The sequence below is a fragment of the Demequina litorisediminis genome (assembly GCF_030161615.1).
GTDB lineage: Bacteria > Actinomycetota > Actinomycetes > Actinomycetales > Demequinaceae > Demequina > Demequina litorisediminis.
This window is the reverse complement of the sequence record NZ_BSUN01000001.1, coordinates 2,055,653-2,078,584: the sequence shown is the minus strand read 5'-3', so window position 1 is coordinate 2,078,584 and position 22,932 is coordinate 2,055,653. Positions and strand designations below refer to the sequence as shown.

At 68.1% G+C, this 22,932-nt stretch carries 20 protein-coding genes and 9 pseudogenes; 5 read left to right on the top strand and 24 right to left on the bottom strand.

What is annotated here, in order from left to right; genetic code table 11:
* Positions 1-8: 8 nt before the first annotated feature.
* The 19 genes and pseudogenes from QQK48_RS12750 to QQK48_RS12665 form a co-directional block, all read right to left on the bottom strand.
* Positions 9-905, bottom strand: a pseudogene (locus tag QQK48_RS12750) (F0F1 ATP synthase subunit gamma).
* Between the two features lie 195 nt (positions 906-1,100).
* Positions 1,101-2,552 (bottom strand): annotated as a pseudogene (atpA, locus tag QQK48_RS12745) (F0F1 ATP synthase subunit alpha); the annotation flags it as partial.
* Positions 2,540-2,746, bottom strand: coding sequence for a F0F1 ATP synthase subunit delta (locus QQK48_RS12740; protein WP_284329394.1), 207 nt, complete (start codon positions 2,744-2,746; stop codon positions 2,540-2,542). The gene QQK48_RS12740 and the pseudogene atpA, both read right to left, overlap by 13 nt.
* The gene (locus QQK48_RS12735) at positions 2,691-2,891 is read right to left on the bottom strand and encodes a hypothetical protein (protein ID WP_284328691.1); all 201 of its coding nucleotides are present in this window, start codon (positions 2,889-2,891) and stop codon (positions 2,691-2,693) included. Before QQK48_RS12735 ends, QQK48_RS12740 begins: the two co-directional genes overlap by 56 nt.
* On the bottom strand, positions 2,888-3,178 hold the full coding sequence (locus QQK48_RS12730; protein ID WP_284328690.1) for a F0F1 ATP synthase subunit delta: 291 nt from the start codon (positions 3,176-3,178) through the stop codon (positions 2,888-2,890). Before QQK48_RS12730 ends, QQK48_RS12735 begins: the two co-directional genes overlap by 4 nt.
* 10 nt (positions 3,179-3,188) lie before the next feature.
* Positions 3,189-3,407, bottom strand: a complete 219-nt coding sequence (locus QQK48_RS12725) for a F0F1 ATP synthase subunit delta (protein ID WP_284328689.1) — start codon at positions 3,405-3,407, stop codon at positions 3,189-3,191.
* Positions 3,408-3,412: 5 nt separating this feature from the next.
* Positions 3,413-3,985, bottom strand: a complete 573-nt coding sequence (locus QQK48_RS12720) for a F0F1 ATP synthase subunit B (RefSeq protein ID WP_284328688.1) — start codon at positions 3,983-3,985, stop codon at positions 3,413-3,415.
* Positions 3,985-4,213: pseudogene (locus QQK48_RS12715) on the bottom strand (ATP synthase F0 subunit C). Before QQK48_RS12715 ends, QQK48_RS12720 begins: the two are co-directional and overlap by 1 nt.
* A 62-nt stretch (positions 4,214-4,275) precedes the next feature.
* Entirely contained in the window at positions 4,276-4,932 is a 657-nt protein-coding gene (atpB, locus tag QQK48_RS12710) for a F0F1 ATP synthase subunit A (RefSeq protein WP_284328687.1), read from the bottom strand.
* 307 nt (positions 4,933-5,239) lie between these two features.
* Positions 5,240-5,647 carry a Cg1360 family ATP-synthase-associated protein gene (locus tag QQK48_RS12705; protein ID WP_284328686.1) on the bottom strand — a complete coding sequence of 136 codons (408 nt, stop codon included), beginning with the start codon at positions 5,645-5,647 and terminating at the stop codon, positions 5,240-5,242.
* Positions 5,644-6,582: an MraY family glycosyltransferase gene (locus QQK48_RS20120; protein ID WP_348523617.1), complete on the bottom strand. Its 939-nt coding sequence runs from the start codon at positions 6,580-6,582 to the stop codon at positions 5,644-5,646. The genes QQK48_RS12705 and QQK48_RS20120 overlap by 4 nt, the downstream gene beginning before the upstream one ends.
* 90 nt (positions 6,583-6,672) lie before the next feature.
* Entirely contained in the window at positions 6,673-6,966 is a 294-nt protein-coding gene (locus QQK48_RS20115) for an MraY family glycosyltransferase (RefSeq protein ID WP_348523616.1), read from the bottom strand.
* Positions 6,963-7,631, bottom strand: a complete 669-nt coding sequence (locus tag QQK48_RS12695; RefSeq protein WP_284329393.1) for an L-threonylcarbamoyladenylate synthase — start codon at positions 7,629-7,631, stop codon at positions 6,963-6,965. Before QQK48_RS12695 ends, QQK48_RS20115 begins: the two co-directional genes overlap by 4 nt.
* A gap of 16 nt (positions 7,632-7,647) precedes the next feature.
* A complete protein-coding gene (gene prmC, locus QQK48_RS12690; RefSeq protein ID WP_284328685.1) occupies positions 7,648-8,544 on the bottom strand; it encodes a peptide chain release factor N(5)-glutamine methyltransferase in 897 nt (298 codons plus the stop codon).
* Positions 8,545-9,632, bottom strand: a pseudogene (gene prfA / locus QQK48_RS12685) (peptide chain release factor 1). It abuts the gene before it with no gap.
* Positions 9,633-9,655: 23 nt separating this feature from the next.
* Positions 9,656-9,865: a 50S ribosomal protein L31 gene (gene rpmE / locus QQK48_RS12680; RefSeq protein WP_084077040.1), complete on the bottom strand. Its 210-nt coding sequence runs from the start codon at positions 9,863-9,865 to the stop codon at positions 9,656-9,658.
* Positions 9,866-9,951: 86 nt separating this feature from the next.
* Positions 9,952-10,368: a RodZ family helix-turn-helix domain-containing protein gene (locus tag QQK48_RS12675; protein ID WP_284328684.1), complete on the bottom strand. Its 417-nt coding sequence runs from the start codon at positions 10,366-10,368 to the stop codon at positions 9,952-9,954.
* Between the two features lie 176 nt (positions 10,369-10,544).
* Positions 10,545-12,011, bottom strand: a complete 1,467-nt coding sequence (locus QQK48_RS12670) for an immune inhibitor A domain-containing protein (RefSeq protein WP_284329392.1) — start codon at positions 12,009-12,011, stop codon at positions 10,545-10,547.
* Entirely contained in the window at positions 11,893-12,405 is a 513-nt protein-coding gene (locus QQK48_RS12665; protein ID WP_431308345.1) for an immune inhibitor A domain-containing protein, read from the bottom strand. The genes QQK48_RS12670 and QQK48_RS12665 overlap by 119 nt, the downstream gene beginning before the upstream one ends.
* A 58-nt stretch (positions 12,406-12,463) precedes the next feature.
* Between QQK48_RS12665 and QQK48_RS12660 the strand changes: the two genes are divergently transcribed.
* Together QQK48_RS12660 and QQK48_RS12655 are read left to right on the top strand one after the other, a co-directional pair.
* Positions 12,464-12,916, top strand: coding sequence for a hypothetical protein (locus QQK48_RS12660; protein ID WP_284328682.1), 453 nt, complete (start codon positions 12,464-12,466; stop codon positions 12,914-12,916).
* A 209-nt stretch (positions 12,917-13,125) separates the two neighbouring features.
* Complete coding sequence (locus QQK48_RS12655) at positions 13,126-14,058, top strand: type IV toxin-antitoxin system AbiEi family antitoxin domain-containing protein (protein WP_284328681.1); 933 nt, start codon at positions 13,126-13,128, stop codon at positions 14,056-14,058.
* A 107-nt stretch (positions 14,059-14,165) separates the two neighbouring features.
* On the opposite strand, the pseudogene rho reads toward QQK48_RS12655, so the two are convergent.
* Positions 14,166-15,882: pseudogene (gene rho / locus QQK48_RS12650) on the bottom strand (transcription termination factor Rho).
* 580 nt (positions 15,883-16,462) lie between these two features.
* Between rho and QQK48_RS12645 the strand changes: the two are divergent.
* The 3 genes from QQK48_RS12645 to QQK48_RS12630 all read left to right on the top strand — a co-directional run bounded on the left by QQK48_RS12645 (position 16,463) and on the right by QQK48_RS12630 (position 19,387).
* Positions 16,463-16,762 carry a DUF6325 family protein gene (locus QQK48_RS12645; RefSeq protein WP_284328680.1) on the top strand — a complete coding sequence of 100 codons (300 nt, stop codon included), beginning with the start codon at positions 16,463-16,465 and terminating at the stop codon, positions 16,760-16,762.
* Between the two features lie 392 nt (positions 16,763-17,154).
* A complete protein-coding gene (locus tag QQK48_RS12635; RefSeq protein WP_284328679.1) occupies positions 17,155-18,129 on the top strand; it encodes a TIGR00341 family protein in 975 nt (324 codons plus the stop codon).
* Positions 18,130-18,229: 100 nt separating this feature from the next.
* Positions 18,230-19,387 (top strand): ROK family transcriptional regulator, encoded by a 1,158-nt coding sequence (locus tag QQK48_RS12630; RefSeq protein ID WP_348523793.1) that lies wholly within the window; start codon positions 18,230-18,232, stop codon positions 19,385-19,387.
* A 93-nt stretch (positions 19,388-19,480) separates the two neighbouring features.
* On the opposite strand, the pseudogene QQK48_RS12625 reads toward QQK48_RS12630, so the two are convergent.
* The 4 pseudogenes from QQK48_RS12625 to QQK48_RS12610 form a co-directional block, all read right to left on the bottom strand.
* Positions 19,481-20,471 (bottom strand): annotated as a pseudogene (locus QQK48_RS12625) (sugar phosphate isomerase/epimerase family protein); the annotation flags it as partial.
* Between the two features lie 35 nt (positions 20,472-20,506).
* Positions 20,507-21,654, bottom strand: a pseudogene (locus QQK48_RS12620) (Gfo/Idh/MocA family protein).
* 111 nt (positions 21,655-21,765) lie between these two features.
* A pseudogene (locus QQK48_RS12615) lies at positions 21,766-22,314 on the bottom strand (substrate-binding domain-containing protein); the annotation flags it as partial.
* Positions 22,315-22,435: 121 nt separating this feature from the next.
* Positions 22,436-22,930, bottom strand: a pseudogene (locus tag QQK48_RS12610) (substrate-binding domain-containing protein); the annotation flags it as partial.
* Between the last annotated feature and the right edge of the window lie 2 nt (positions 22,931-22,932).

The window sequence follows — 22,932 nt, the reverse complement described above, 5'->3', positions numbered from 1 at the left end:
CCTTCCGGTCACGAGGCCGCGAGCGCATCGGCGCCCGAGACGATCTCGCTGATTTCCTGGGTGATCTCGGCCTGGCGCGCCGAGTTGGCGAGCCTGGTGTACTGGCGAATGATGTCCTCCGCGTTCTCCACAGCGGTGTGCATCGCGCGCTGGCGGTTGGCCAGGCTCGGACGCGGCGCCCTGGAGCATGCACGCGTGGATACGGGACTCGATGTAGCGCGGCAGGAGCGCGTCCAGCACCTGCTCGGCGCTGGGCTCGAACTCGTACAGGGGCTCGACGTCCTCACCCGGCTCCGCGACGCCCGAGACCAGGCTCGATCGGCAGCAGACGGATGACGCGAGGCTCCTGCGACACCATGGACGAGAAGTGCGTGTAGACGATGTGAAGTTCGCTCACGCCGCCCTCCTCGGGCGATGCCGTGAACGCGCCGTACAGCGCCCGAGCGATCTCCTGGGCGGTGGCGAGAGTCGGCGAGTCCGACTCTCCCTGCCACTCGCCAGCGAGCCTCGCGCTTGCGGAACTTGAAGTAGCCCACGCCACGACGGCCGAACGCGAACGGCACGATCTCCTTGCCCTCGCCGCGCAGGCGCTCGGCGAGGCGCTCCCCCTCACGCAGGACGTTCGCGGAGTACGCGCCCGCCATACCGCGGTCCGCGGTGATGACGAGCACGGCTACGCGATTGGTGTCCGTGCGCTCGGTGGTCAGAGGGTGATCGACGTTCGAGTGGGTCGCCACGGCGCTGATCGCGCGCGTGATGGCACGCGAATACGGGGCGGCGGCGGTGACACGGTCGCGAGCCTTGCCGATACGTGAAGCCGCAATGAGCTCCATCGCACGGAAGATCTTCTTCAGCGACTGTGTCGACCGGATCCGCTGCCGGTAGACGCGCTGCTGTCCACCCATCGGCTACTTCTTCTTCTTCGCGACGATCTGCTCCTGCTCGACCTGCGCCTCGCCGCCACCCTCAATGGAGGTGGAGGTCGTCGGCTCGGTGCCCTCGGTCTCGAGGAACGTGGACACGAACGAGTCGACCTCGGTGTGGAGGGTCTCCTCGTTCTCGTCCGAGAGCCTGGCCGGTCGAGGCGATGTCCGACAGCACCGAGGTGCCGCGGCGGAGGTGATCGATCATCTCGCGCTCGAAGCGCAGGACATCGGCCACGGGGATCTTGTCGAGCTTGCCCTTGGTGCCGGCCCAGATCGAGACGACCTGCTCCTCCACCGGGTACGGGGTGTACTGGGCCTGCTTGAGCAGGCTCCATGAGGCGTGCGCCTCGCGTGAGCCTGCTGGCGGGACGCGGCGTCGAGGTCGGACGCGAACATCGCGAACGCCTCAAGCGAACGGTACTGGGCGAGGTCGATCTTCAGCGTGCCGGAGACCTTCTTCATCGCCTTGACCTGCGCCGAACCACCCACGCGGGACACCGAGATACCGACGTCGATCGCGGGGCGCTGGTTCGCGTTGAACAGGTCGGACTGCAGGAAGATCTGGCCGTCCGTGATCGAGATGACGTTGGTCGGAATGTACGCCGAGACGTCGTTCGCCTTGGTCTCGATGACGGGAAGACCGGTCATCGAGCCCGCGCCCAGGCTCGTCGGAGAGCCTTTGCGCAACGCTCGAGAAGGCGGGAGTGCAGGTAGAACACGTCGCCGGGGTACGCCTCGCGGCCCGGCGGGCGGCGCAGGAGGAGGGACACGGCACGGTAGGCCTCGGCCTGCTTCGACAGGTCATCGAAGACGATCAGGACGTGCTTGCCGTCGTACATCCAGTGCTGACCGATGGCCGAGCCGGTGTAGGGGGCGAGGTACTTGAAGCCTGCGGGGTCCGAGGCGGGAGCGGCGACAATCGTCGTGTACTCCAGCGCGCCAGCCTCCTCGAGGGCGCCACGCACGGAGGCGATGGTCGAGCCCTTCTGACCGATGGCTACGTAGATGCAGCGGACCTGCTTGGTCGGGTCGCCCGACTCCCAGTTGGCCTTCTGGTTGATGATCGTGTCGATCGCGATCGCGGTCTTGCCGGTCTGGCGGTCACCGATGATCAGGCTGGCGCTGGCCACGGCCGATCGGGATCATCGCGTCGATCGACTTGAGGCCGGTCTGCAGCGGCTCGTGAACCGACTTACGCGCCATGACGCCGGGCGCCTGGAGCTCGAGGGCACGGCGGCCGGTGGTCTCCAGGCTCGCCAAGGCCGTCGATGGGGTTACCCAGCGGGTCAACGACACGGCCGAGGTAGCCATCGCCCACGGCGACGGACAGCACCTCTCCGGTGCGGTGGACCTTCTGGCCCTCTTCGATGCCCGTGAACTCACCGAGGACGACGACGCCGATCTCGCGGACGTCGAGGTTCAGGGCGAGGCCCAGGGTTCCGTCCTCGAAACGCAGCAGGCTCGTTCGCCATGCAGCCGGGAAGGCCCTCAACGTTTGCAATGCCGTCGGCGGCCAGCGTGACGCGGCCCACCTCCTCGCGCACGACGCCGGACGGCTCGTACGACTTCACGTAGGCTGTCGAGCGCACTCCGGATCTCGTCCGGACTGATCGTCAACTCAGCCATGTTTCTCTCCTGTCACTACCGCGTGAGCGGTTGTCGTCTTGGTAGCCGACGAGTCGTCGTCGTGCGTCGTCGAGCTTGCTGATGATGGTGCCGTCCACCACCTCAGAGCCGACCTGAACTCGGATGCCGCCGAGGACCTCAGGGTCCACGGCGACGTTGATCTGGATGTCGCGGCCGTAGGCGTCCTTGAGGATGCCGGCGAGGCGCTCCCGCTGCGCTGCGGACAGGCTCCACGGCGGCCGTCACCGACGCGACCAGACGCTCACGGCGGGCCGCGGCCTGCTCGAGAAGGGCGTTGATCGCGGGGATCAGGCGCCGTCCACGCGGCACCCCGATCACGCGCTGAAGGAGCGCGTGAGTCGTCGGGTACGCTTTCCGCCCAGCGTGTCCTCGAGCAGGCGAAGACGCTGCTCCTTGGTCGCTGAACGGTTGGAGCCGGCGATGAGCAGTTCACGGTTGGCGACGAGCAGTCGCTCCACCCGGAACAACTCCTCTTCGACGGCGGGCAGGGTGCCCTGGCTCTCCGCATACGCGAAGATCGCCATCTCGCCGGCGTCCTCGATGGACTCGGAGAGATCGGCCTCGGCGGACCAACGCGACTCGACGAACGCACAGACGATGTCCACCGCCCGCGAGTCAAGGGCGCCGAAGAGCCTGCTTCACCAGCGAGGCCTTGTCCTTGCCAGGACGGGCCGGATCGGTGAGCGCACGGCGAAGCGAGCCCGACGAATCGAGGGCGTCCACCACCACGAAGAGGTGCTCAGCGATCGTGATGCCGTCCTTGCCCGCCGCAGTGAGGATCGGGTCTGCTTCCCGAATCACCGCGTCGTGCGAGGCCTGACTGGTTCCGCGCATCGGGCCTATCCCTCCGCCTTCTGCTTGTCGTTCACCGAGGCCTCAAGGGAGTCCAGGAAGCCGTCGATGATGCGCTGCTGACGAGCGTCGTCGGCGAGAGACTCGCCCACGATGCGCGATGCGAGCTCGGTCGCGAGCGAACCGACCTCGGCACGCAGCGACACGATCGCCTGCTGGCGCTCCGCCTCGATCTGCTTGTGCGCGGTCTCGACGATGCGCTTGGCGTCGTCGGAGGCCGCGGTACGGCTATCGGAGACAATTGCCGTCGCCTCGGAGCGCGCGTCCTCGCGGATGCGCGCCGCCTCGGCGCGGGCCTCGGTCGCCTGCGCGGTGTACTCCTCGAGTGCCGCTGCCGCCTCGGACTGTGCCTCCTCAGCCTTCTTCAGACCACCCTCGATCTTCTCGGCCCGCTCATCCAGGACCGCCTGCATCTTGGGCAGGAGGACCTTCATGAACACGACGATGATGATCACGAAGATGATCGCCGACCACAGGATGTCGTACGGGGCCGGGATCAGGGGGTTCGCGGACGACTCCCCGTGCTCCTCGGCCGCAACGACCAGGCTGAGTGCGGTCATCAGAAGAGGAAGCCGGTGACCAGACCGAGGAGCGCGAGCACCTCGACGAATGCCACACCGATGAACATGGTGGCGCGGAGCCTGGCCGGCGACCTCGGGCTGACGTGCCATGCCCTCGACGGTCTTACCGATCAGGATGCCGAGGCCGATGCCGGGGCCGATGGCGGCGAGGCCGTAACCGATGGTCGCGACGTTGCCGGAGACCTCGGCGAGAGTGGTGGTGTCCACGTGGGGTTCCTTCCGTTGGATGCGAACGCCGGGGCGGCGTCGCACGTCTTTGGGGTGAGGGTTTAGTGCTCTTCCTCGATCGCCATGTTGATGTACACGGACGACAGCATGACGAACACGTAGGCCTGCAGCGCTGCGACGAAGATCTCGAAGAGCGTGAAGGCGAAGCCTGCGACGAAGGTGACGGCGCCCATGGACTTCATGAACCCGGCAGCCTCGAAGAAGAAGAACTGGGTGGCGGCGAAGCACAGCACCAGCAGCAGGTGGCCGGCCATCATGTTCGCGCACAGTCGCAGCGCAAGGGTGGCCGGACGCAGGATGAACACCTGCAGGAACTCGATGGGGGTCAGCAGGACGTAGATGCCCTTGGGCACGCCGGCCGGGAAGAGGCTCATCTTGAGATAGCCACCAAGACCGTGCTGCTTGATGCCGACGCCGAGGTAAAGGACGTAGACCCAGATCGCCATGATGATCGGCAGGCCGATCAGCGAGGTGCCCGCCATGTTGATCAGAGGCACCACGCCAGTGATGTTGAACGCGAGAATCGCGAGGAACAGGGTGGTGAGGAACGGCAGGAAGCGCTTGGCGTTTGCCGGGCTCATCACCTGCTCGACGATCTGGAAGCGCACGAAGTCGAGGACCATCTCGAAGGCGCTCTGGCCGCGCCCGGGAACGAGCTTCGCGTTGCGGACAACGAGCCAGACGAGACCGATGAGCACGATCGCCGCGATGACGCGGGCCAGGCTCGATGCGGTTGAACTCGAAGATGGTGCCCTCGAAGAGGAGTGCCGGCGGGAAGAACTCATCCACCGTGGGGGCATGGAAGCCGTCAGATCCGAAGAGCCATCCGAAGAAGCCGGTCGAGGACTCGGCGTCGGACGCGGTCTCGGTCGCGGCGGTCATCGCCGAAACCAGGGCCAAATTCGCCACAGAAGTTTCTCCTGGTGTTGTGAGCACGCGCGGGCGGGGCTGCCGAGCACGCCGGGGGCCGTGATGCGTAGGAAGCCTAACGCATGTGGGGCGTTCCTAGGAACCGCCATCCACGTACGGAATGCGAGCCTTGCGGATGACAGAGAAGTCCACGGCGAGGGTCGCGAGGACTCCCGCCACGGCGAAACCAGCGAAGATCTCTTTTTCGAAGCCCTCGACGCCCTGCAGGACGAGCAGCGCGACGATGATGATGAGCATTTTCGCGAGCCACGATCCGCCGATGTAGGCGGCCATGAGGTGAGGCGGCTTCTGGTGAGCCACGAGCATCGCGATCTGCGTGGTGAGGCCCGCCAGCGCCGCGACCGCGACGCCGATCTCCGCGGCGAGCAGGCCCGCGCCGCCCGCGACCAGGAGGCCCACAGGCACGGCAATCACCGCCAGGGCGACGATGACGATGATGGTGACGCGAAGCGCGCGTCGGTAGGTGCGCGACTCCTCGGTCACGTCTCCTCCTCGGTTGCGGGGCGATGGCGAGTGGCGACGCCCCCGGCGGGGGCGGCGTCGTCGCCGGAGTTCAGAACAGGGGCCGATGCCGTGGCGGCGTCGGCGTCAGTGGCGGCGTCGGCGTCAGTGGCGGCGTCGGCGTCGGGCTCGTCGTCTTCCCTGCGGCCCTCGGGCGTGAGGCGCTGCAGCGGCTTGACTCCCCTGCCCGCGGCTCGCCATCCGCGTGATAGCCGGCGCCTGAGCGGCGGGGAGAACGTGAACAGCGCCGCCACGGTGAGGCCCGTCCCGGCAAGCACTAGCGCCGCGCCGAGCGGCAGGAAGACCAACGACACCGTGCCGAACGACAGCACCGCGGTCCACAGGTACAGGACAGAGACGGCCCAGCGGTGAGAGTGACCCACGCGCAGCAGCACGTGGTGCAGGTGGTGCGCATCGGGCATGAAGGGACTCTGACCCTTGAGCGTGCGCCGGATCACCGCCGCCGTCATGTCGATCAGCGGCACTGCGACGACCATGAGTGGCAGCACGATGGGGATGAACGCGGGGATGCGTTCGCGCTGCGAAACCACCTCGGGATCAATCTGTCCCGTGACGATGATCGCCGCACCCGCGATGGTGAGACCGAGCACCATCGACCCCGAGTCACCCATGAAGATGCGGGCGGGATGCAGGTTGTGCGGCAGGAATCCCAGGCACGCCCCCACGAGGACCGCAAGGATGAGCGAGGCAAGCGACGAGTAGTCGCCCGGCGACGCGGACCGGGCCAGCACATACGTGTACGTGAAGAAGGCGGCGCCTCCAATGGCGATCACGCCTGCCGCGAGCCCATCAAGGCCGTCCACAAAGTTCACGGCGTTCATGGCCACGACGACCACGATGACGGTCGCGGCGAGCGAGAGGTACGAACTGCCGATGGTGAGGCCAAAGATCGGCACCGACACCAGCCTGGACGCCGCCCCAGGCCATCACGAGCGCGGCCAACACCTGACCGCCAAGGCTTCGCCATCCAGTCCAGGTCCCAGATGTCATCCGCGAGCCCGAGCAGGCATACGAGACCGGCCCCCGCGACGACGCTCCACGCCGCCGAGCCTGGTCTCGAACACCGGCTCGAGGAACGGAATGTTGCTCGAGAAGGCGATGGCGGCCGCCAGGCCGGAGAAGATGGCGACACCGCCGAGGCGTGCCGTCGCGACCTTGTGAACGTCTCGGTCGCGCACCGCGGTGACGGCACCCACCTTGAACGCGAGATGCCTCATCGCGGGCGTCGCGGCGTACGTGACGAGCGCCGCGATCACCAGGAGCGTGAGGTAGACCTTCACCCGTCGGCCTCCTGCGCGTCTGCCTCGGGCGCGAAGGCCTCGACGCCGACGATCTCCACCAGACGCTCCCGCGAGATGCCGCCATCCCGCACGACGCGCAGGCCCGCGGGGTCGGTCGCATCGACGATGGTGGACGCGGTGCCGAGCGGGCTGTCGCCGCCGTCCAGGTAGACGGCGACCGCGTCGCCCAGTTGCGCCTGCGCGTCCGATGCGGTGGTCGCCGCAGGCTGCCCCGTCTTGTTCGCGCTCGTGACCGCGAGGGGGCCCGTGCGCTTCAGTAGCGCGAGCGCCGCCGGGTGGTCGGGAACGCGCAGCGCCACGGTGCCGTGGGTCTCGCCCAGGTCCCACGCAAGCGACGGCTGGGCGTGGACGATGACGGTGAGCGCCCCCGGCCAGCAGGCCTCCATCAGGGCCTTCGCGGCGGCGGGGACGTCGTAGCCGAGGCCATCGACGGTGCGGGCGTCGGGAATCAGCACGGGCGGTGGCATCTGGCGTCCGCGGCCCTTGGCCGCGAGGACTGCCGCCACCGCATCGGCGTTGAAGGCATCGGCCCCGACCCCGTACACGGTGTCGGTAGGAAGAACGATCACAGCGCCGCGGCTCACCGCGTCGACGGCGGCGTCGAGGCTGGGACCCCACGTCGCAGGGTCAGAGCAGGGGAAGATCACGACAAGTAGTGTCTCAGACTCCCACGCGCGTCACGATGAGCATCCGGTCGCGTCCCGTGAGGTCCTGCTCCGTGCGCGCACCCGCCCAGAATTCCGAGCGCTCGCAGTAGGAACGCAGCGCTGGGCCCTGATTCTCGGCGTGCTCCATGATGAGCGTGCCGCCCACGCGTAGCAGTCGGGCCGCCTCGTCGATGATCGCGCGCGGCAGGTCGAGCCCGTCCTCGCCCATGCCGTACAACGCCACAGGCGGGTCGTAGTCGCGCACCTCGGGGTCGCGCGGCACCCCGTCGGGCGGGATGTACGGCGGGTTGGACACCACGACGTCGGCGCAGCCCTCGAACAGGTGCAGGCAGCGCTTGGCGTCGCCCAGGAGGGTGCGCGTGCGCTCGCGCACGTCCGCGCGCTGGCCGCGGGCGTTGAGGCGCAGATAGACGAGGGCTCCCTCGGAGGCCTCCACCATGGACACTTCGGCGTGCGGGACCTCGTCGGCGATGGACAGGCCGATGGCGCCCGAGCCCGCGCACAGGTCCGTCACGCGGACCTTGCCGTCGCGCCCCGGCGTCGCGGCGCGTGCCGCATCGATGGCGGCCTGCGCCACCACTTCCGTCTCGGGGCGCGGCACGAAGACGCCAGCGCCCACCTGGAGGTCGAGGTTGCGGAAGTAGGCCTTGCCCGTGATGTGCTGCAGCGGCTCGCGCATCGCGCGGCGCGCGACACGGGCCTCAAGGAGGTCGTGGTCCAGCGGATCGAGGGGCCAGCAGTCATCCCGCAGCGCGGCGGTACGCACCTGGCCGGGCTCCCACTTGAACGTGTGCGCCATCAGCGCCACGGCATCGGTCTCCGGCGACGGCACGCCTGCATCGGCAAGGCGGCGCGTGATGTCCTTCAGACGCGCCCCGACGGTAGGCAACTACGCCTCGTGCGCCGCAAGGCGCGCGGCCTCGTCGGCATCGATCGCGGACTGAATGACCGGCTGGAGGTCGCCCGAGAGGACGTGGTCAAGGTTGTACGCCTTGTACCCCGTGCGGTGATCCGCGATGCGGTTCTCGGGGAAGTTGTAGGTGCGGATGCGCTCGGAGCGGTCCACCGTGCGCACCTGCGACTTACGCATGTCCTGAGCCTCGGCCTCTGCCGCCTCCTTCTGGGCGGCGAGCAGGCGGGCACGCAGGATCCGCATGGCCGACTCCTTGTTCTGGAGCCTGGCTCTTCTCGTTCTGGCAGGCTCACCACGATGCCCGTGGGCAGGTGAGTCAGGCGCACTGCGGAGTCCGTGGTGTTGACGGACTGACCGCCGGGGCCAGACGAGCGGTAGACGTCGACGCGGACGTCGTTCATGTCGAGTTCGAGGTCCTCGACCTCCTCGGCCTCCGGGTACACGAGCACGCCGGCAGCGGAGGTGTGAATGCGGCCCTGCGACTCGGTCGCGGGCACGCGCTGGACGCGGTGGACGCCGCCCTCGTACTTGAGGTGCGCCCACACGCCGTCCTCGGGCTCCACGGAACCCTTGGCCTTCACGGCCACGGAGATGTCCTTGTAGCCGCCCATGTCCGTCTCGGTGGACTCGAGGACCTCGGCCTTCCAGCCCTTGGACTCGGCGTACTTCAAGTACATCTTCAGCAGGTCGCCCGCGAACAGCGCGGACTCCTCGCCACCCTCGCCCGACTTGATCTCCAGGATCACGTCGCGGGAATCGTCCGGGTCGCGAGGGATGAGGATGCGGCGGAGAGTCTCCGTCGCGCCCTCGGCTGCCTGCTCCAGGGCAGGCACCTCGGCCGCAAACTCGGGGTCGGCATCGGCCATCTCCCGAGCGGCGGCGAGGTCATCCTGGGCGGACTCCCAGGCCCGATGCGCGGCGACGACGCGGCCGAGGCTCCGCGAACCGACGGCCCAGCGTGCGCGATCTCCCGGCATCCGCATGGATGGCAGGGTCGGCGAGCGACGCTCAATGTCGGAATACTCGTCCAGCAGAGGCTGGACGGCTGCGAAGGCTTCGGCCACGTCGTCGTCGGTAAGGCTTCGGGTTACTTCTGGTTGCCGTAGCGCTTCTGGAAGCGCGCGACGCGGCCACCGGTGTCCATGATCTTCTGCTTGCCCGTGTAGAACGGGTGGCAAGCGGAGCAGACCTCGACCGAGATCTCGCCGCTCTTGACGGTCGAGTTGGTCTCGAACGTGTTGCCGCAGGTGCACGTGACAGTGGTGGCCACGTACTCGGGGTGAATGTCCTTCTTCATGATCTCCCTTAAGAGTGCCTCCGGGTCCTTGCGCGTACTTCGCGGTCGGTGAACCGGACGGCCAGCCCTCTATTGTGCCACGGGCGTCAACCCCCGGCCACCTCCAGCGACTCCAGTCGCGCACCGCGGCCGGGACCACACGATGCGACGCCTTCGGCAAGCGGCGCCACCTTGGCGAGCACGGTGTCGCCGACCACGGCATGGGCCTCCCCCGACAAGGACCACACCACCGCATCGTCCGTCGTCACCTCCACGCATCCCGCGGACACGGCCGTCACCCTGCCCGCCACCACGGCGGCGGGGGTGACGTCGGTGGGCGACGTGGGCGGGGCCGTGGCACCGGCAAGGGTCGGGAGCGCGGTGGGGCTCGGCGTCGACGCGGCCGATGCCTCGGTCGGCTCGGGAGCGCTGCTGGTTGTCACGGCATCGTCCTCTCCCCCGCCGCACGCGGCGAGAAGCGCGGCGGCTACCGCCGCGAGCGCTACGGGAGCAAGCCTGCGCATCGGCCCGCCTTCATGAGGGAGGGTGGCGGCCCGGGTGCCCGGGCCGCCACCCCGAGGGTTAGGAGACCTTCACCGTCATCGACGTGCCGTGCTGCCACAGCACCCGGATCTCGGTACCGGTCGCCGGGAGGCGACGCCGTGGTTCGGCAGGCTCCTCGTACCAGTACTGATCCGTGTCATCGAAGACCGGGTTGCCCCACGTGCCCTTGATGGTGCTCTTCTTGCCGTCGACATGGAGCCTTCACGGTGTCCGTGCGCGTCAGGCCAAACGGGGCGTCATAGACCTGCACGCGCGAGCGCCACAGGTTGCCGTTGACGTCCTTCAGCGGCTTGGGGTGAGCATCGATGTACAGGTTCCTACCGCTACCCGGGTGGGCAAACGTGTCGTTGTCCGAGTACGAGAGGTCCCAATACGAGATGAGCAATCCCTCCTGGTACGAATAGTGGTCCACGAAGTCCGGCTTGGCGCTGGCGTACCCGAAGAAGTACGGGCCGGTCTTGAGGTACTTGTCGTACGAGGTGTAAGTGCGGTTCGCGGCGATGTAGTAGTTCGGGTATGACTCCGTGCTCTCCGTGCCCACGGCCGTGAAGCCATCGACCGTCCAGCCGTTGTCACCGTCCTCGGCACCGTCCGCGAACACCCCATCCACCGCGATCGAGTCAAGGAAGATGCCGTCCGCCACGTCGGGGTCATTGCCTGCGACGCCGCCATCGGTCGTGTACCGCAACCGCAGCGAGACGTCCTGGCCCGCGAAGGCGCTCAGGTCATACGTGGCATCCACCCAGTCCGCCTCGGTGCCATCGGTCGCGAAGATGTCCTCCGTCGTGGTGAGGCTGCCCTGGATCGGGACGTAACCCGAGCCGGAATCCACCTCGACGTAGAAGTAGTCGTAGCCCGACTCGATGTCATAGCGAGCCTGGAACGTGAGCGCCGCGCCATCGGCCGGAACCGAAACGTCCCTGGTCAACGTGCTGGTGAGGTCATCACCCGTGCCGCTGTACCACTGCAGATCACCCTCGGCGGGCGCGCCGAGATCCGTGGTGACCGTCTTCTCGGGAAGGCCAACGATCACGGCCTGCGGCTTCTTGGTGTTGTACTCCGAGGGGCCGAGGTTCACGATCTTCTTGGTCCCCGACTCGACGTATTCGTAGTCGAGCCAGCCCAACTGGAGCTTGTTCCAGGCGCCCAGATCGCCGCCGCGCTCGCCGAGTCCGCCGTCCTTCTTGGCGTTCAGTCGGCTCTGCGCCATGAGCGTCCAGTGCTCGTTGTTGTTGTCTCCACCGGACTGCACGTTGTAGTCGTCCGGAAGCCCGAGGTCGTGACCGTACTCGTGATAGAAGACGCTCCGGCCGCCGTTCTCCGGCTGCATCGTGTAGTCACCGATCCACACGCCGGAGTCACCGATCTCGGTACCGCCGAGCCTGTTGGTGTCCGGACCCGTCGAGCCGGCCGACGTGTAGTACGCGTACCAGCGGTGCGACCAGATGGCATCTGAACCGTAGATGGGGTCCCCGTCCGCCTGGTCACCGCCCGCGTGAACAATCTGGAAATGGTCGATGTAGCCGTCGGGCTCGTTGAAGTCGCCATCGCCGTCGTAGTCGTAGCGGTCCCAGACGTCGAACGACGCGAGGTCGGCGTTCACCTCGTCCACCGAGCGGCCCTGGTCCAGCCTGGTCCTGGTACCAGACGTTCGCGGCGTCCTTCACGAGGTCCCAGACGTCCGAGCAGACGTTCGAGCCGCACGCATCGTTGCCGTAGGCACCCTGGGTGTAGCCGACCTTGACCCAGTCGGTGACCTCTCCGTCAACGCTGTACCGGCCTGAGGACTGCGTCTCGTAGTAGTCGCGTAGCGACTCGTCGCCGTCGAAGTACAGGTCCTGGTAGTGCTCCTGGTTGTAGTCCGCCTGCCACACGGTCGAGTTGTCGACCTTGCGGTTGGGCTGGGGGATCTCGTTGTGAAGCGGACCCTCCGATCGCTGCGCGTCCTCCGCGGTGCCCGTGGGCGACGGGGTGTCGCCGAACTCCGCGAGGACCACAAAGATCCTGTCCGTCGCCTCGCGGGAGAGCCTCGACGTACTGGTCCTTGGTGTTCCAGTGCTTTCCCTTGCCGCCGCGGGCATTCGCGTTGGTCGCTGCCTCGGTGGTTTCGCCGACCTTGACGACGGTGCTGCCGTCGCGTTCCTCGGTCTCCAACTCGCCGTCCAGCACGCCGGTGATGGCCGCCTCGCGCAGCGCCGAGCGCTTCTCGTCGAGCGGGTTGGGCATGTTGTCCGATGGTGGCGCCTGCGCCACGTCGTCTTCCTCGGGCGGTGCCGCCGTCGCGGCGGGCCCCGCGAGCATGCTCCCCCAAGAAGCGCTGCTGTGGTCGCTGCCAGCATGGTCTTGCGCATCCAGTCCTCCGTGCGTGAAGGACGCCGCGGACGCGGGGGCGGCCGCGACGTCATGCTGGAAAGGCCGGTCCGGCCCTCCCGGTACGTGACGCCTGCGGTCCCGACGGTTGTGCCGGGGCCTCAGGTCGCTTCGTCACGACCTGAGGACCAGGGGTAGCACTCATTGTGACGTTTGTCCTGGTTTGTGGAGTTCTCGACATCTGACTTGCGCTCTCAGATTCGTAGAAATGCAACGGTGTCTCCTGGCGGGACATGGGGGCCAGATATTGCCCAGAAGTGACTCTCATGTCCCGTTGCGCGACGCCGCTGTCCACAGATCGTCCCGCCCGTCCCACCGCCGCCGGCCCGCGTGATCGGATGGCGGTCATGCGCCCCCTCCCCAACCTCGCTGCTCGCGACCGCTCGCTCGGGGAGTTCCTCGCGTCCAACGAGCACGCGTTCACCCGGGCGGACGTGATCTCTGGCTGGTCCAGACGCTCCCTGGAGAGCGCCCTGCGTCGCGGCGACGCCATCCGCATACTGCCCGGCGTGTACGCGGGCGCACGGTACGCCGGCACACCCCGTGTGAGAGGCGAAGCACTCAATCTCTGGCAACCGGGAGCGCTCGTCACGGGGCGCCTGGCAGTGCATCTCTACGACGCGTCACTCGCGCCAGGACACGACGCGCAGATCCGGGTACCGAATGGTCACCGGCCCCGAGCGCCCGAGTGGGTGCATGTGGTCCAGGGCGACCGCCAGAGCGCATGGGGCTACGCGCACGGCGTCGCGTGTGCCGTGGCCGAGATCGCCGTCCTCGACATGTGGCGCGCCGCAGCGCCCGCAGAAAGGCTGGATCTGCTGTGGCGCGCCCTGTGGGCCAAGGTGTGTGCGGCGAACGCGCTGAGTGCTGCCCTGACTCGGACGCCCCGCATCCCCGCCCGCCGCGACCTTCAGCGCGTCCTCGCATGGTTCGCCGATGGCGCCACGTCACCGCTAGAGGTACGAGCGAAGCACGAGACCTTTGCGGACGCGCGGTTTCGAGACTTCGCGTGGCAGGTGCCACTCATCCTGCGGGAACGCCGAGCCGTGGTCGACATGCTCCACATGCGCGCCAAGGTTGCTGTCGAACTCGACGGCGACCGCTACCACTCGACGCGCGACGCCCGCGACGCCGACCGCGCGCGCCAGGCGGAGTTGGCCGCCGCGGGCTACACAGTGCTGCGCTTCGGGTGGAACGACATTGTGCGGCGACCGGACTGGTGCCGCGAACTCGTGCTCGCGACGGTCGCGACGCGGCTCGCGCTTCCTAGCGGGACATGAGGACCAGATTTCGCCACATTGTGACCGCCATGTCCCGCCAGCGCTCAAAGAACAGCACAGGGCCCCGGACCACCTGATGGCGGTTCCGGGGCCCTGTGGCGTACGAGCTACTTGGAGGTCAACTCGTTGTCGACGTCGTCCTTGCCAGGAGTGGTCTTCGCGACCTGCATGAGGAACTCGGCGTTCGTCTTGTTCTCACGCAGGCTTGCCCAGCAGGAGCTCGGTCGCGGCCTGCGGCTCGAGCGCGGTGAGCACGCGACGCAGGCTTCCACATGACCTTGAGGCTCTTCGGGCGACACGAGGATCTCCTCGCGGCGCGTGCCGGACGCGTTGACGTCCACGGCCGGGAAGATGCGACGGTCGGCGAGCCTGACGCGACAGGCGCAGGCTCCATGTTGCCGGTGCCCTTGAACTCCTCGAAGATCACCTCGTCCATCTTGGAACCGGTGTCGACAAGCGCGGTCGCGAGGATGGTCAGCGAGCCGCCGTTCTCGATGTTGCGCGCGGCGCCGAAGAACTTCTTGGGCGGGTACAGCGCGGCAGAGTCGACACCACCGGACAGGATGCGGCCCGATGCCGGGGCGGCCAGGTTGTAGGCACGGCCCAGGCGAGTGATGCCGTCGAGCAGCACCACGACGTCCTGGCCCAGGCTCGACGAGGCGCTTGGCGCGCTCGATCGCGAGGCTCCGCAACCTGGGTGTGGTCGCCTGCGGGACGGTCGAACGTCGAGGCGATGACCTCACCCTTGACGGAGCGCTGGAAGTCGGTGACCTCCTCGGGACGCTCGTCGACGAGCACCACCATGAGGTGAACCTCGGGGTTGTTCGCCACGATCGCGTTCGCGATGTTCTGCATGATGAGCGTCTTACCGGCCTTGGGCGGCGACACGATGAGGCCACGCTGGCCCTTACCGATGGGAGCGACGATGTCGATCACCCGGGTCGACAGGAGGCGCGACTCGGTCTCGAGGTGCAGGCGCTCCTGCGGGTACAGCGGCGTGAGGTCGCCGAACTCCTTGCGACCCTTCGCCTCCTCGGGCGAGACGCCGTTGACGGTGTCGACCGTGGCGAGGGCGTTGAACTTCTGGCGCTGGCCGCGCTCACCCGGACGGGGAGGACGGACCGAACCGGTGATCGCGTCACCCTTGCGCAGGCCGTACTTCTTGATCTGGTTCATCGAGACATACACGTCCGACTTCCCGGAAAGGTAGCCCGTGGTCCGCACGAACGCGTAGTTGTCGAGAATGTCGACGATGCCGCCGACGGGAGTCAGTTCCTCGTCGTCGCGGAAGTCGTCCTCGTCCTGACGGCCCTGCGGGCCGCCTGCGACGACGACGTCGTCCCGGTCGCGGCCACGTCCACGGCCACGGCCACGGCCACGGCGACGGCGACCGCCGCGCTCGTCGTCGTCATCGTTGGCCGCGTTGTTGCGGTTCTCGCCGCGGTTGCCGCCCTGACGCTCGTCCTGAGCGTCCTTCTCTGCCTGCTCGGTGCCGGGCAGTTGCAGCGCCTCGGCAGCACGACGGGCACGCTCGGAGCGGTCCTCGTCTCCGGCGGAGCGTTGCGGTGCGTCGCCCTGCGCGGTCTGACGGCCCTGCTGCGGCTGGCCGCCCTGCGACTGGCTCCGGCGCGAGCGCTGCGGTGCGGCGTCGGTCTGCGGCGCGGCGTCCGCCTTCGCAGCATCGACCTGCGGCGCGTCTGCCTTCACGGCGGGAGCATCCTGCTTCGGGGCCTCGGTCTTGGGCGCCTGCGCCCTCTTGGGAGCGGCCTTGGCGGGCACAACGCCCCCATTCTTGATGGCCTCGACGAGGTCGCCCTTGCGCATCTTCTTCACGCCAGAAACGCCGAGGCTCGGAGGCGAGTGCCTGAAGGCGAGGAAGCCTTCATGGCGCTGAGGGCCGCGCTGTTGTCCGCGCTGGCCACGGTGGTGTCGGTCACACTGATCCTTCCCTCGCACGAGCCGGGGCGGCTCTGGAGAAATGTGAATGCGAGTCATCCCCTGGTGGCGTCCGGGTAGGCGCGTACGCCGTCGTCCGCTGACGCCTGGAAGTCTGGGGATCGCTCCTCACCCGCGACCTGGTGTCTGCCGGGAGGAACACGGCCAGGTTAGCACTCGCGCCTGCGCGGGCTCAACCGCCGTTCGCCCACGGCGTGGCGCCTCCCACACGCGTGTCTATGTTGCCGTGCCGTGCCACCAGGAATAGCCTCGCCGTGACGGGGGTCGACGCGGCGCCCGCATCTTCACGGGAAGGACCAACCCATGACGTTGGGACCCATTGAGATCGTGGTGATCGGCTTCGAGTCCGGCACCTTCGACGGCAGCATTGTGAGCGAGCTCGGAAGGCTGGTCGAGGCCGGCACCATCAGCATCGTGGATGGCCTCTTTGTGCGTCGCACGGGCGAGGATGAGCCTGGATTTCGTGGAGTTGGATCAGGTCGCAGACGGCACCGAGGTGGGCCGCCTTGCCGCCCTCGCGGACCGCATCGATGGTCTGGTGTCTTCGGACGATGTTGACGAGCTCGCCGCCGATCTTCCCGTGGGCGGAGCCGCCGCCATCTTGGTATTCGAGCACACCTGGGTGAAGCCCCTGCGCGACGCCGTCGCGGCCGCCGGAGGCGAACTCGCCGAATCTATCCGTGTCCCTGGCCCGGTCGTCAGCGAGGTTCTCGCCGAGATCGAGGCCCTCGAGAACGAGGAGAACTGACATGCCCCGCAGGATTGGCCGCCCCGGCCTTCTGGGAACAATGGCGCGCACCGCAGTGATCTCCGGCACGGCCACGGCCGTCTCGGGCAGCGTTGCGAGGCGTCAGGCTGGCCGCGCCCAGGCGCGCCAGCAGCAGGCATACGCGCAGCAGGCATACGTCGAACAGCCGCAGGCGGCCCAGGTTCAGGCGGCACCCGTGCAGGCCGCGCCGGCGGTCTCGGTGGGCGATGACCTGATGTCCCAGTTGAGCAAGGCGGCGGAGATGAAGAACGCCGGCATTCTGTCCGAGGCCGAGTTCGCTGCGGCGAAGGCGAAGGCTTCTCGGATGACGACGTGGGCCTCCCAGACGCGGGAGACTCGCTGGTCAGGAAAGGCTCAACAGCGTCGAGTACATGCGCGACGCGGTCTTCTTCGAAGGCCCCACCGTGCGCTCACAGCACACGCGCTTCTGGCTTCTCCTGACCCTTGCGGCGGCGATCGCGACGGCGGGTGTGGCGGCAGACTCGACCGCCACGGTCATCGGCGCCATGATTGTGGCGCCCCTGATGCGGCCCATTCAGGGCACGATGCTCGCCACCGTGCTGGGCGATCGCAAGCAACTGGTCCGATCGATCATCATCATGTGCGCCGGCGCCGCTGCGGCCGTCGCGGTGGGCTTTCTGCTGGGGTTGCTCCTGGTCCAGCCGATGGTGGCTTCCACCAACGCTCAGGTCGCAGGGCGCGTCTCCCCCGGCCTGATCGATCTCTTTGCGGCGCTCGCGACGGGAGTGGTGGGGTCCATCGCGCTGGTACGGTCCGACATCTCGGACACGCTGCCCGGCGTCGCCATCGCGATCTCCTTGGTTCCACCGCTGTGCGTCGTGGGCTTGACCCTCGAATCGGGCGCGTGGGCACAGGCGCTCGGCGCGCTCCTATTGTTCGTCACCAACGTTGCCGCGATCCTCGCGACCGGCGCGATCGTGATGGCGGTGTACGGATACTCGAAACTGCGGCTCCTCGAGGTGGAGGACAAGGAGGCCGAGCGACGACGGCGCGCGCGGGTCTACCTGACCACCGCTGCGCTGATCCTGCTGGTGTCCGGTCCGCTCGCGTGGTCCACGGCCCACGCGATCGAGAACAGCGGTCGAATCTCGTCGGTCCAGAACTACCTCAATGACCTCACGGCGGACACCCAGTGGTCCATCGTGTCCGTCACCCCGCGCGAGGACGACGTCATCTACGTGGTGGCCAAGGGCACGCCGCCGCTGCCGGATACCGAGGCGATCTACGCCGGCATGGAGGAGGCGGGGCTCGACGCTGACCACATCGTCATCGAGTTCATCCCGTCGTACACCTTCGACATCAACGGCGAGCGGGACAACTTCTGACAGGCTCCCCTCGCCGACTTATGACGACCACAGTCCATAAGTCGGCGAGGAGGGCCCCAGCAAGACGCCTCTGGATTCCTTAGTCCGGTAGCATTCACCCATGCTCGACCCGCGCGGACAAGAGACCCTCAGCGGCTCCGCGCAGTCGGAGATCTTCCAACTGCTGCGCGACGGCCAGCCCCGCACGCGCTCCGAGCTCGCGACCCTCACCGGCCTCGCGCGCTCCACCGTGGCAGCCCGCGTCGACGCCCTTCTGCGCACCGGGCTCATCCGGTCGGTGGCCGATGCCGCCTCCACCGGAGGGCGCCCCTCCCGTCAGTTCGCGTTCGACGGCACGTCGTACGGAGTGCTGGGCGTGGACATCGGCGCGACCCACGTCCACATCGGGGTAAGCGACCTCGAAGGCACGCTGCTGGTCGACCTCAAGGAATCACTTGCCGTCGCCGAGGGGCCCGATGTGGTTCTCGCCTGGGTGGTGGAGCACGGGCAGGAACTGCTCGCACGACTCGACCGTCCCGGGTTCCTCAGGGCCGTCGGCGTCGGCCTTCCCGGTCCCGTCGAGCACACCACTGGCCGTCCCGTTGACCCGCCGATCATGCCCGGCTGGGACCGCTTCGACGTGCCAGCCACCCTCACCGGCGCGTTCGGCGTACCCACCCTGGTGGACAACGACGTCAACGTCATGGCGCTGGGCGAGCACAACGACCACTGGCCCGAGGTGGACGACCTGCTGTTCATCAAGGTGTCCACCGGGATCGGCGCGGGCGTCATCGCCGGAGGCCGTGTCCACCGCGGAGCCATGGGCATCGCGGGCGACATCGGGCACGTCTGGGTGCCGGAGGCCGACGAAGTCCCCTGCCGCTGTGGGTCCACCGGTTGCCTCGAGGCCATCGCCGCCGGTCCCGCCATCGCGGCCCACCTCCGCGAAGGCGGGCTCGACGTTCACGGCCCCCAGGACGTCGCCGCGGCCGTCAACCAGGGCGACATCGACGCGATTCGTGCCGTGCGCGAAGCCGGCCGCATCATCGGCCGCGTGCTCACGACGTGCGTGAGCCTCATCAACCCTGCCGTCATCGTCCTCGGTGGGCCCGTCGCGAATGCCGGGGACCACCTCCTGGCGGGTGCACGGGAAGCCGTGTATGCCCGGTCCACGCCGCTGGCATCGGGAAATCTCCAGATTGTCCGGTCCCGCGGCACCGACAAGGCCGCCGTCTCGGGCGCCTCGTCGATGGCGATTCAGGCTCGCGCTGTCCGCTGACAGCGTCGAGACGCTCGTCCGCGACGTCACCGCATAGACGACGCGGCGGGCCGATGCTCCGGTCCCGCCGCGCGCCAGGCAATCAGTCGGTCGAGTAAAGGCCGAGTCGAAGGCCGCATCGGGGGCATCGAAGGCGTGCTCGCGCACGAACGCGAGGCCCTCGGGCGCACCCTTGAGACGGTCCATCCCCGCGTCCTCCCACTCGATGGAGAGCGGGCCGTCGTAGCCGATGGCGTTGAGCATGCGGAAGGCGTCCTCCCACGGCACGTCGCCGTGCCCGGTGGAGATGAAGTCCCAGCCGCGCCGCGGATCCGCCCACGCGAGGTGCGAGGACAGACGGCCGTTGCGACCGTTGAGACGGCGACGGGTGTCTTTGCAGTGCACGTGATAGATCCGGTCCTGGAAGTCCCACAGGAACCCCACCGGGTCCACGTCCTGCCACACCATGTGGCTCGGGTCCCAGTTGAGACCAAACGACTCGCGATGGCCGATGGCCTCGAGGGTGCGCTTGGCGGTCCAATAGTCGTACGCGATCTCGCTGGGGTGCACCTCGAGAGCGAACCGGACCCCCTCGGCCTCGAACACGTCCATGATGGGGTTCCACCGGTCCGCGAAGTCCTGATACCCCTCGTCGATCATGTCGGCGGGCACCGGCGGGAACATCGCGACCGTCTTCCAGATCTTGGAGCCCGAGAAGCCGACCACGGTGCGCACGCCGAGCCGCGCAGCCATCCTGGCAGTGTCCATCATCGCCTCAGCGGCGCGCCGACGCACACCCTCGGCGTCGCCGTCACCCCAGACCGCCGCCGGCAGGATCTCCTGATGGCGCCGGTCGATGGGGTCGTCGCACACCGCCTGGCCGGTGAGGTGGTTCGAGATCGCCACGATGCGCAGCCCGTGACGCTCCATGAGGTCGAGCCTGCCCTGGACGTAGGCCTTATCGTCCCAGCGGCTGACGTCGAGGTGGTCGCCCCAGCACGCAAGGCTCGAGGCCATCGAAGCCCCAGCGAGCCGCGAGCGCGGCGACCTCCTCGAGCGGGAGATCGGCCCACTGGCCGGTGAACAGGGAGATGGGTCGGGTCATCGTCAGTCCTCTTCCTTGAGTTCTCTTCAGTAGTCTCAGGCCGCCGTGGCCTGCCAGGCGGAGCCCGCGCCGGCGGACCGCTCGACAGCGTCGAGCACCCGTTGCACCTGGTATCCGTCCTCGAAAGAGGGCCGCGGCTGCACGCCTGCTGCCAGCGCCTCGACGAGGTCCTTCGCCTGGTGCACGAAGCCGTGCTCATAGCCGAGCATGTGGCCCGCCGGCCACCACGCGTCAACGTAGGGGTGTTCGGGCTCGGTCACGAGGATCCGCGTGAAGCCCTGCTGTCCCGCCGGAGCCGTCGCGTCGTAGACCTGCAACGCGTTGAGGTCCTCCAGGTCGAAGAGGACGGCCCCCTTGTCCCCCGCGACCTCGATCCTCAGTCCGTTCTTGTGCCCCGTCGCGAAGCGAGTCGCCTCGAAGACGCCGAGCGCGCCGGACGCGAACCGTCCGGAGAACGAGGCGTAGTCGTCCACGGTGACGGGACCTGTCCCCTCACCGACCGAACCCGACAGGCCCTGGCCTGCCCCGAGCATCGGCCGCTCCTTCACAAACGTCTCCATGACGCCGGAGACGTCGGTCACGACGTCCCCCGTGATGAACTGTGCGAGGTCCACGGCGTGGGCGCCGATGTCGCCAAGCGCCCCCGACCCCGCCTTCGCCTTGTCCATGCGCCACGTCAGCGGCGCCTGGGGATCGGCGAGCCAGTCCTGGAGATATTGGGCGCGCACCTGGCGCACCGTTCCCACCGTGCCGCGGGCTACCAGGCTCGCGAGCAAAGGCGGCGGCTGGCACGCGGCGGTAGGTGAAGCCGACCATCGCGAACACCCCACGCGCGGCGGCCGCTGCGGCGGCATCGGCCATACGTCGTGCCTCGTCGACCGTGTTGGCGAGCGGCTTCTCACACAGGACGTGCTTTCCCGCCTCGAGTGCCGCGATGGCCATTTCGCAGTGCAGGTCGCCTGGCGTCACGATGTCGACCACGTCGATGTCATCGCGCGCGATCACGGCGGCGAAGTCCTCGGACGCGGATTCCCACCCCCATTGATCCGCGAGCCGTGCGTTCTTCTCCGGGTCACGCCCCACCAGCACCGCCATCTGCGGCCGTGCCGGGAGGTCAAAGAACCGCGGGGCGACCCGCCAGCCTTGCGAATGAGCCTGCCCCCATGAAGCCGTTGCCGATCATGGCGACGCGAAGGGTGTCGGTCATCGTGTGAGTCTCTTCCTGTCAGATGGGGGTGCGGGCGGCGACACCGGTCGGGGCGGGGGCGATGGCTCCCCCGCCCCGACCGGGAGGTCAGGACTCGAACCCGTATTCGAGGTACTCGTCGACGTTTTCCGCGGTCACCACGGGGGCGTCGAGCACGATGCGGTGCGGAACTCCGGGCGACACCAGGTCACCCATGGACTTGCCCTGAGCAAGCAGGCGGGCGAGCGCAATGCCGTCCGCCGCCTGGGTCGAGGGATAGATGACGGTGGCCTCGAGGACCGTGTCACCCTCCTTGATGTCGTTCATGGCGTTGGCGGAACCGGCACCGCCCACCATGAAGAATTCGTCGCGGCCCGCCTCGTCGATGGCGGCCAGGACGCCGATGCCCTGGTCGTCGTCGTGGTTCCAGATCGCATCGATCTGGGGGTTGGCGGACAGCAGTTGTGCGGTGACCTCCTGGCCACCGGCGATGGTGAAGTCGGCCGCGACGCGGGCGGACACGGACAAGCCGCACTCGGCGAGCGCGTCGTTGAAGCCTGCCGTGCGGTCCTGGGTCAGCGGCAGCGAGTCGATGCCTGCAATCTCTGCCACCACCGCGTCGGGCTGGTCGCCGAGCCTTGCCGCAGATGTACTCGCCTGCGCTGACGCCCATGCCGTAGTTGTCGCCGAGGATGGTGACGCGCGCCGCCTCCGTGGAGGAGAACTCGCGGTCCACGTTCACGACGGGGATGCCGGCGTTCATGGCGTTGATGGCGGCCTCGGTGAGTGCCGCACCGTCGGTGGGCAGGAGCACGATGGCGTCGACGCCGTCGTTGACGAACGTCTCCACCTGGCTGATCTGAAGGTTCGCGTCGTTGGTGCCTTCCGCGACCTTGAGTTCGACGTCGTCGTAGCTTTCACCCTCGGCGATGGCCGCGGAGTTGATGGCACCGAGCCAGCCGTGGTCGGCAGCGGGACCGGAGAAGCCGATCACGACCGTCTCTCCCGAGTCGCCCTCCTCGGCGGCCGCCTCTGCGGTGGTGTCGGTCGAGGCGTCGTCGGTGGAGCCGTCGGTGTCGTCGGAGCCTACAGCCCGCGAGCAGGGCGACCGTGGCGATCGCCATGGTGCCGGCCGCGAGCATCCGCCTGCGCGTCGAGCGGGATGCGTACATGGATTCCTCCTGATGTGGATCACTGTCGTCGTTGCCAGCGATGCGGTGCACCCAGGGCCCCTCCCCTCGCGGGTTCGGGCGGTTGATGTCCACACTGACATTC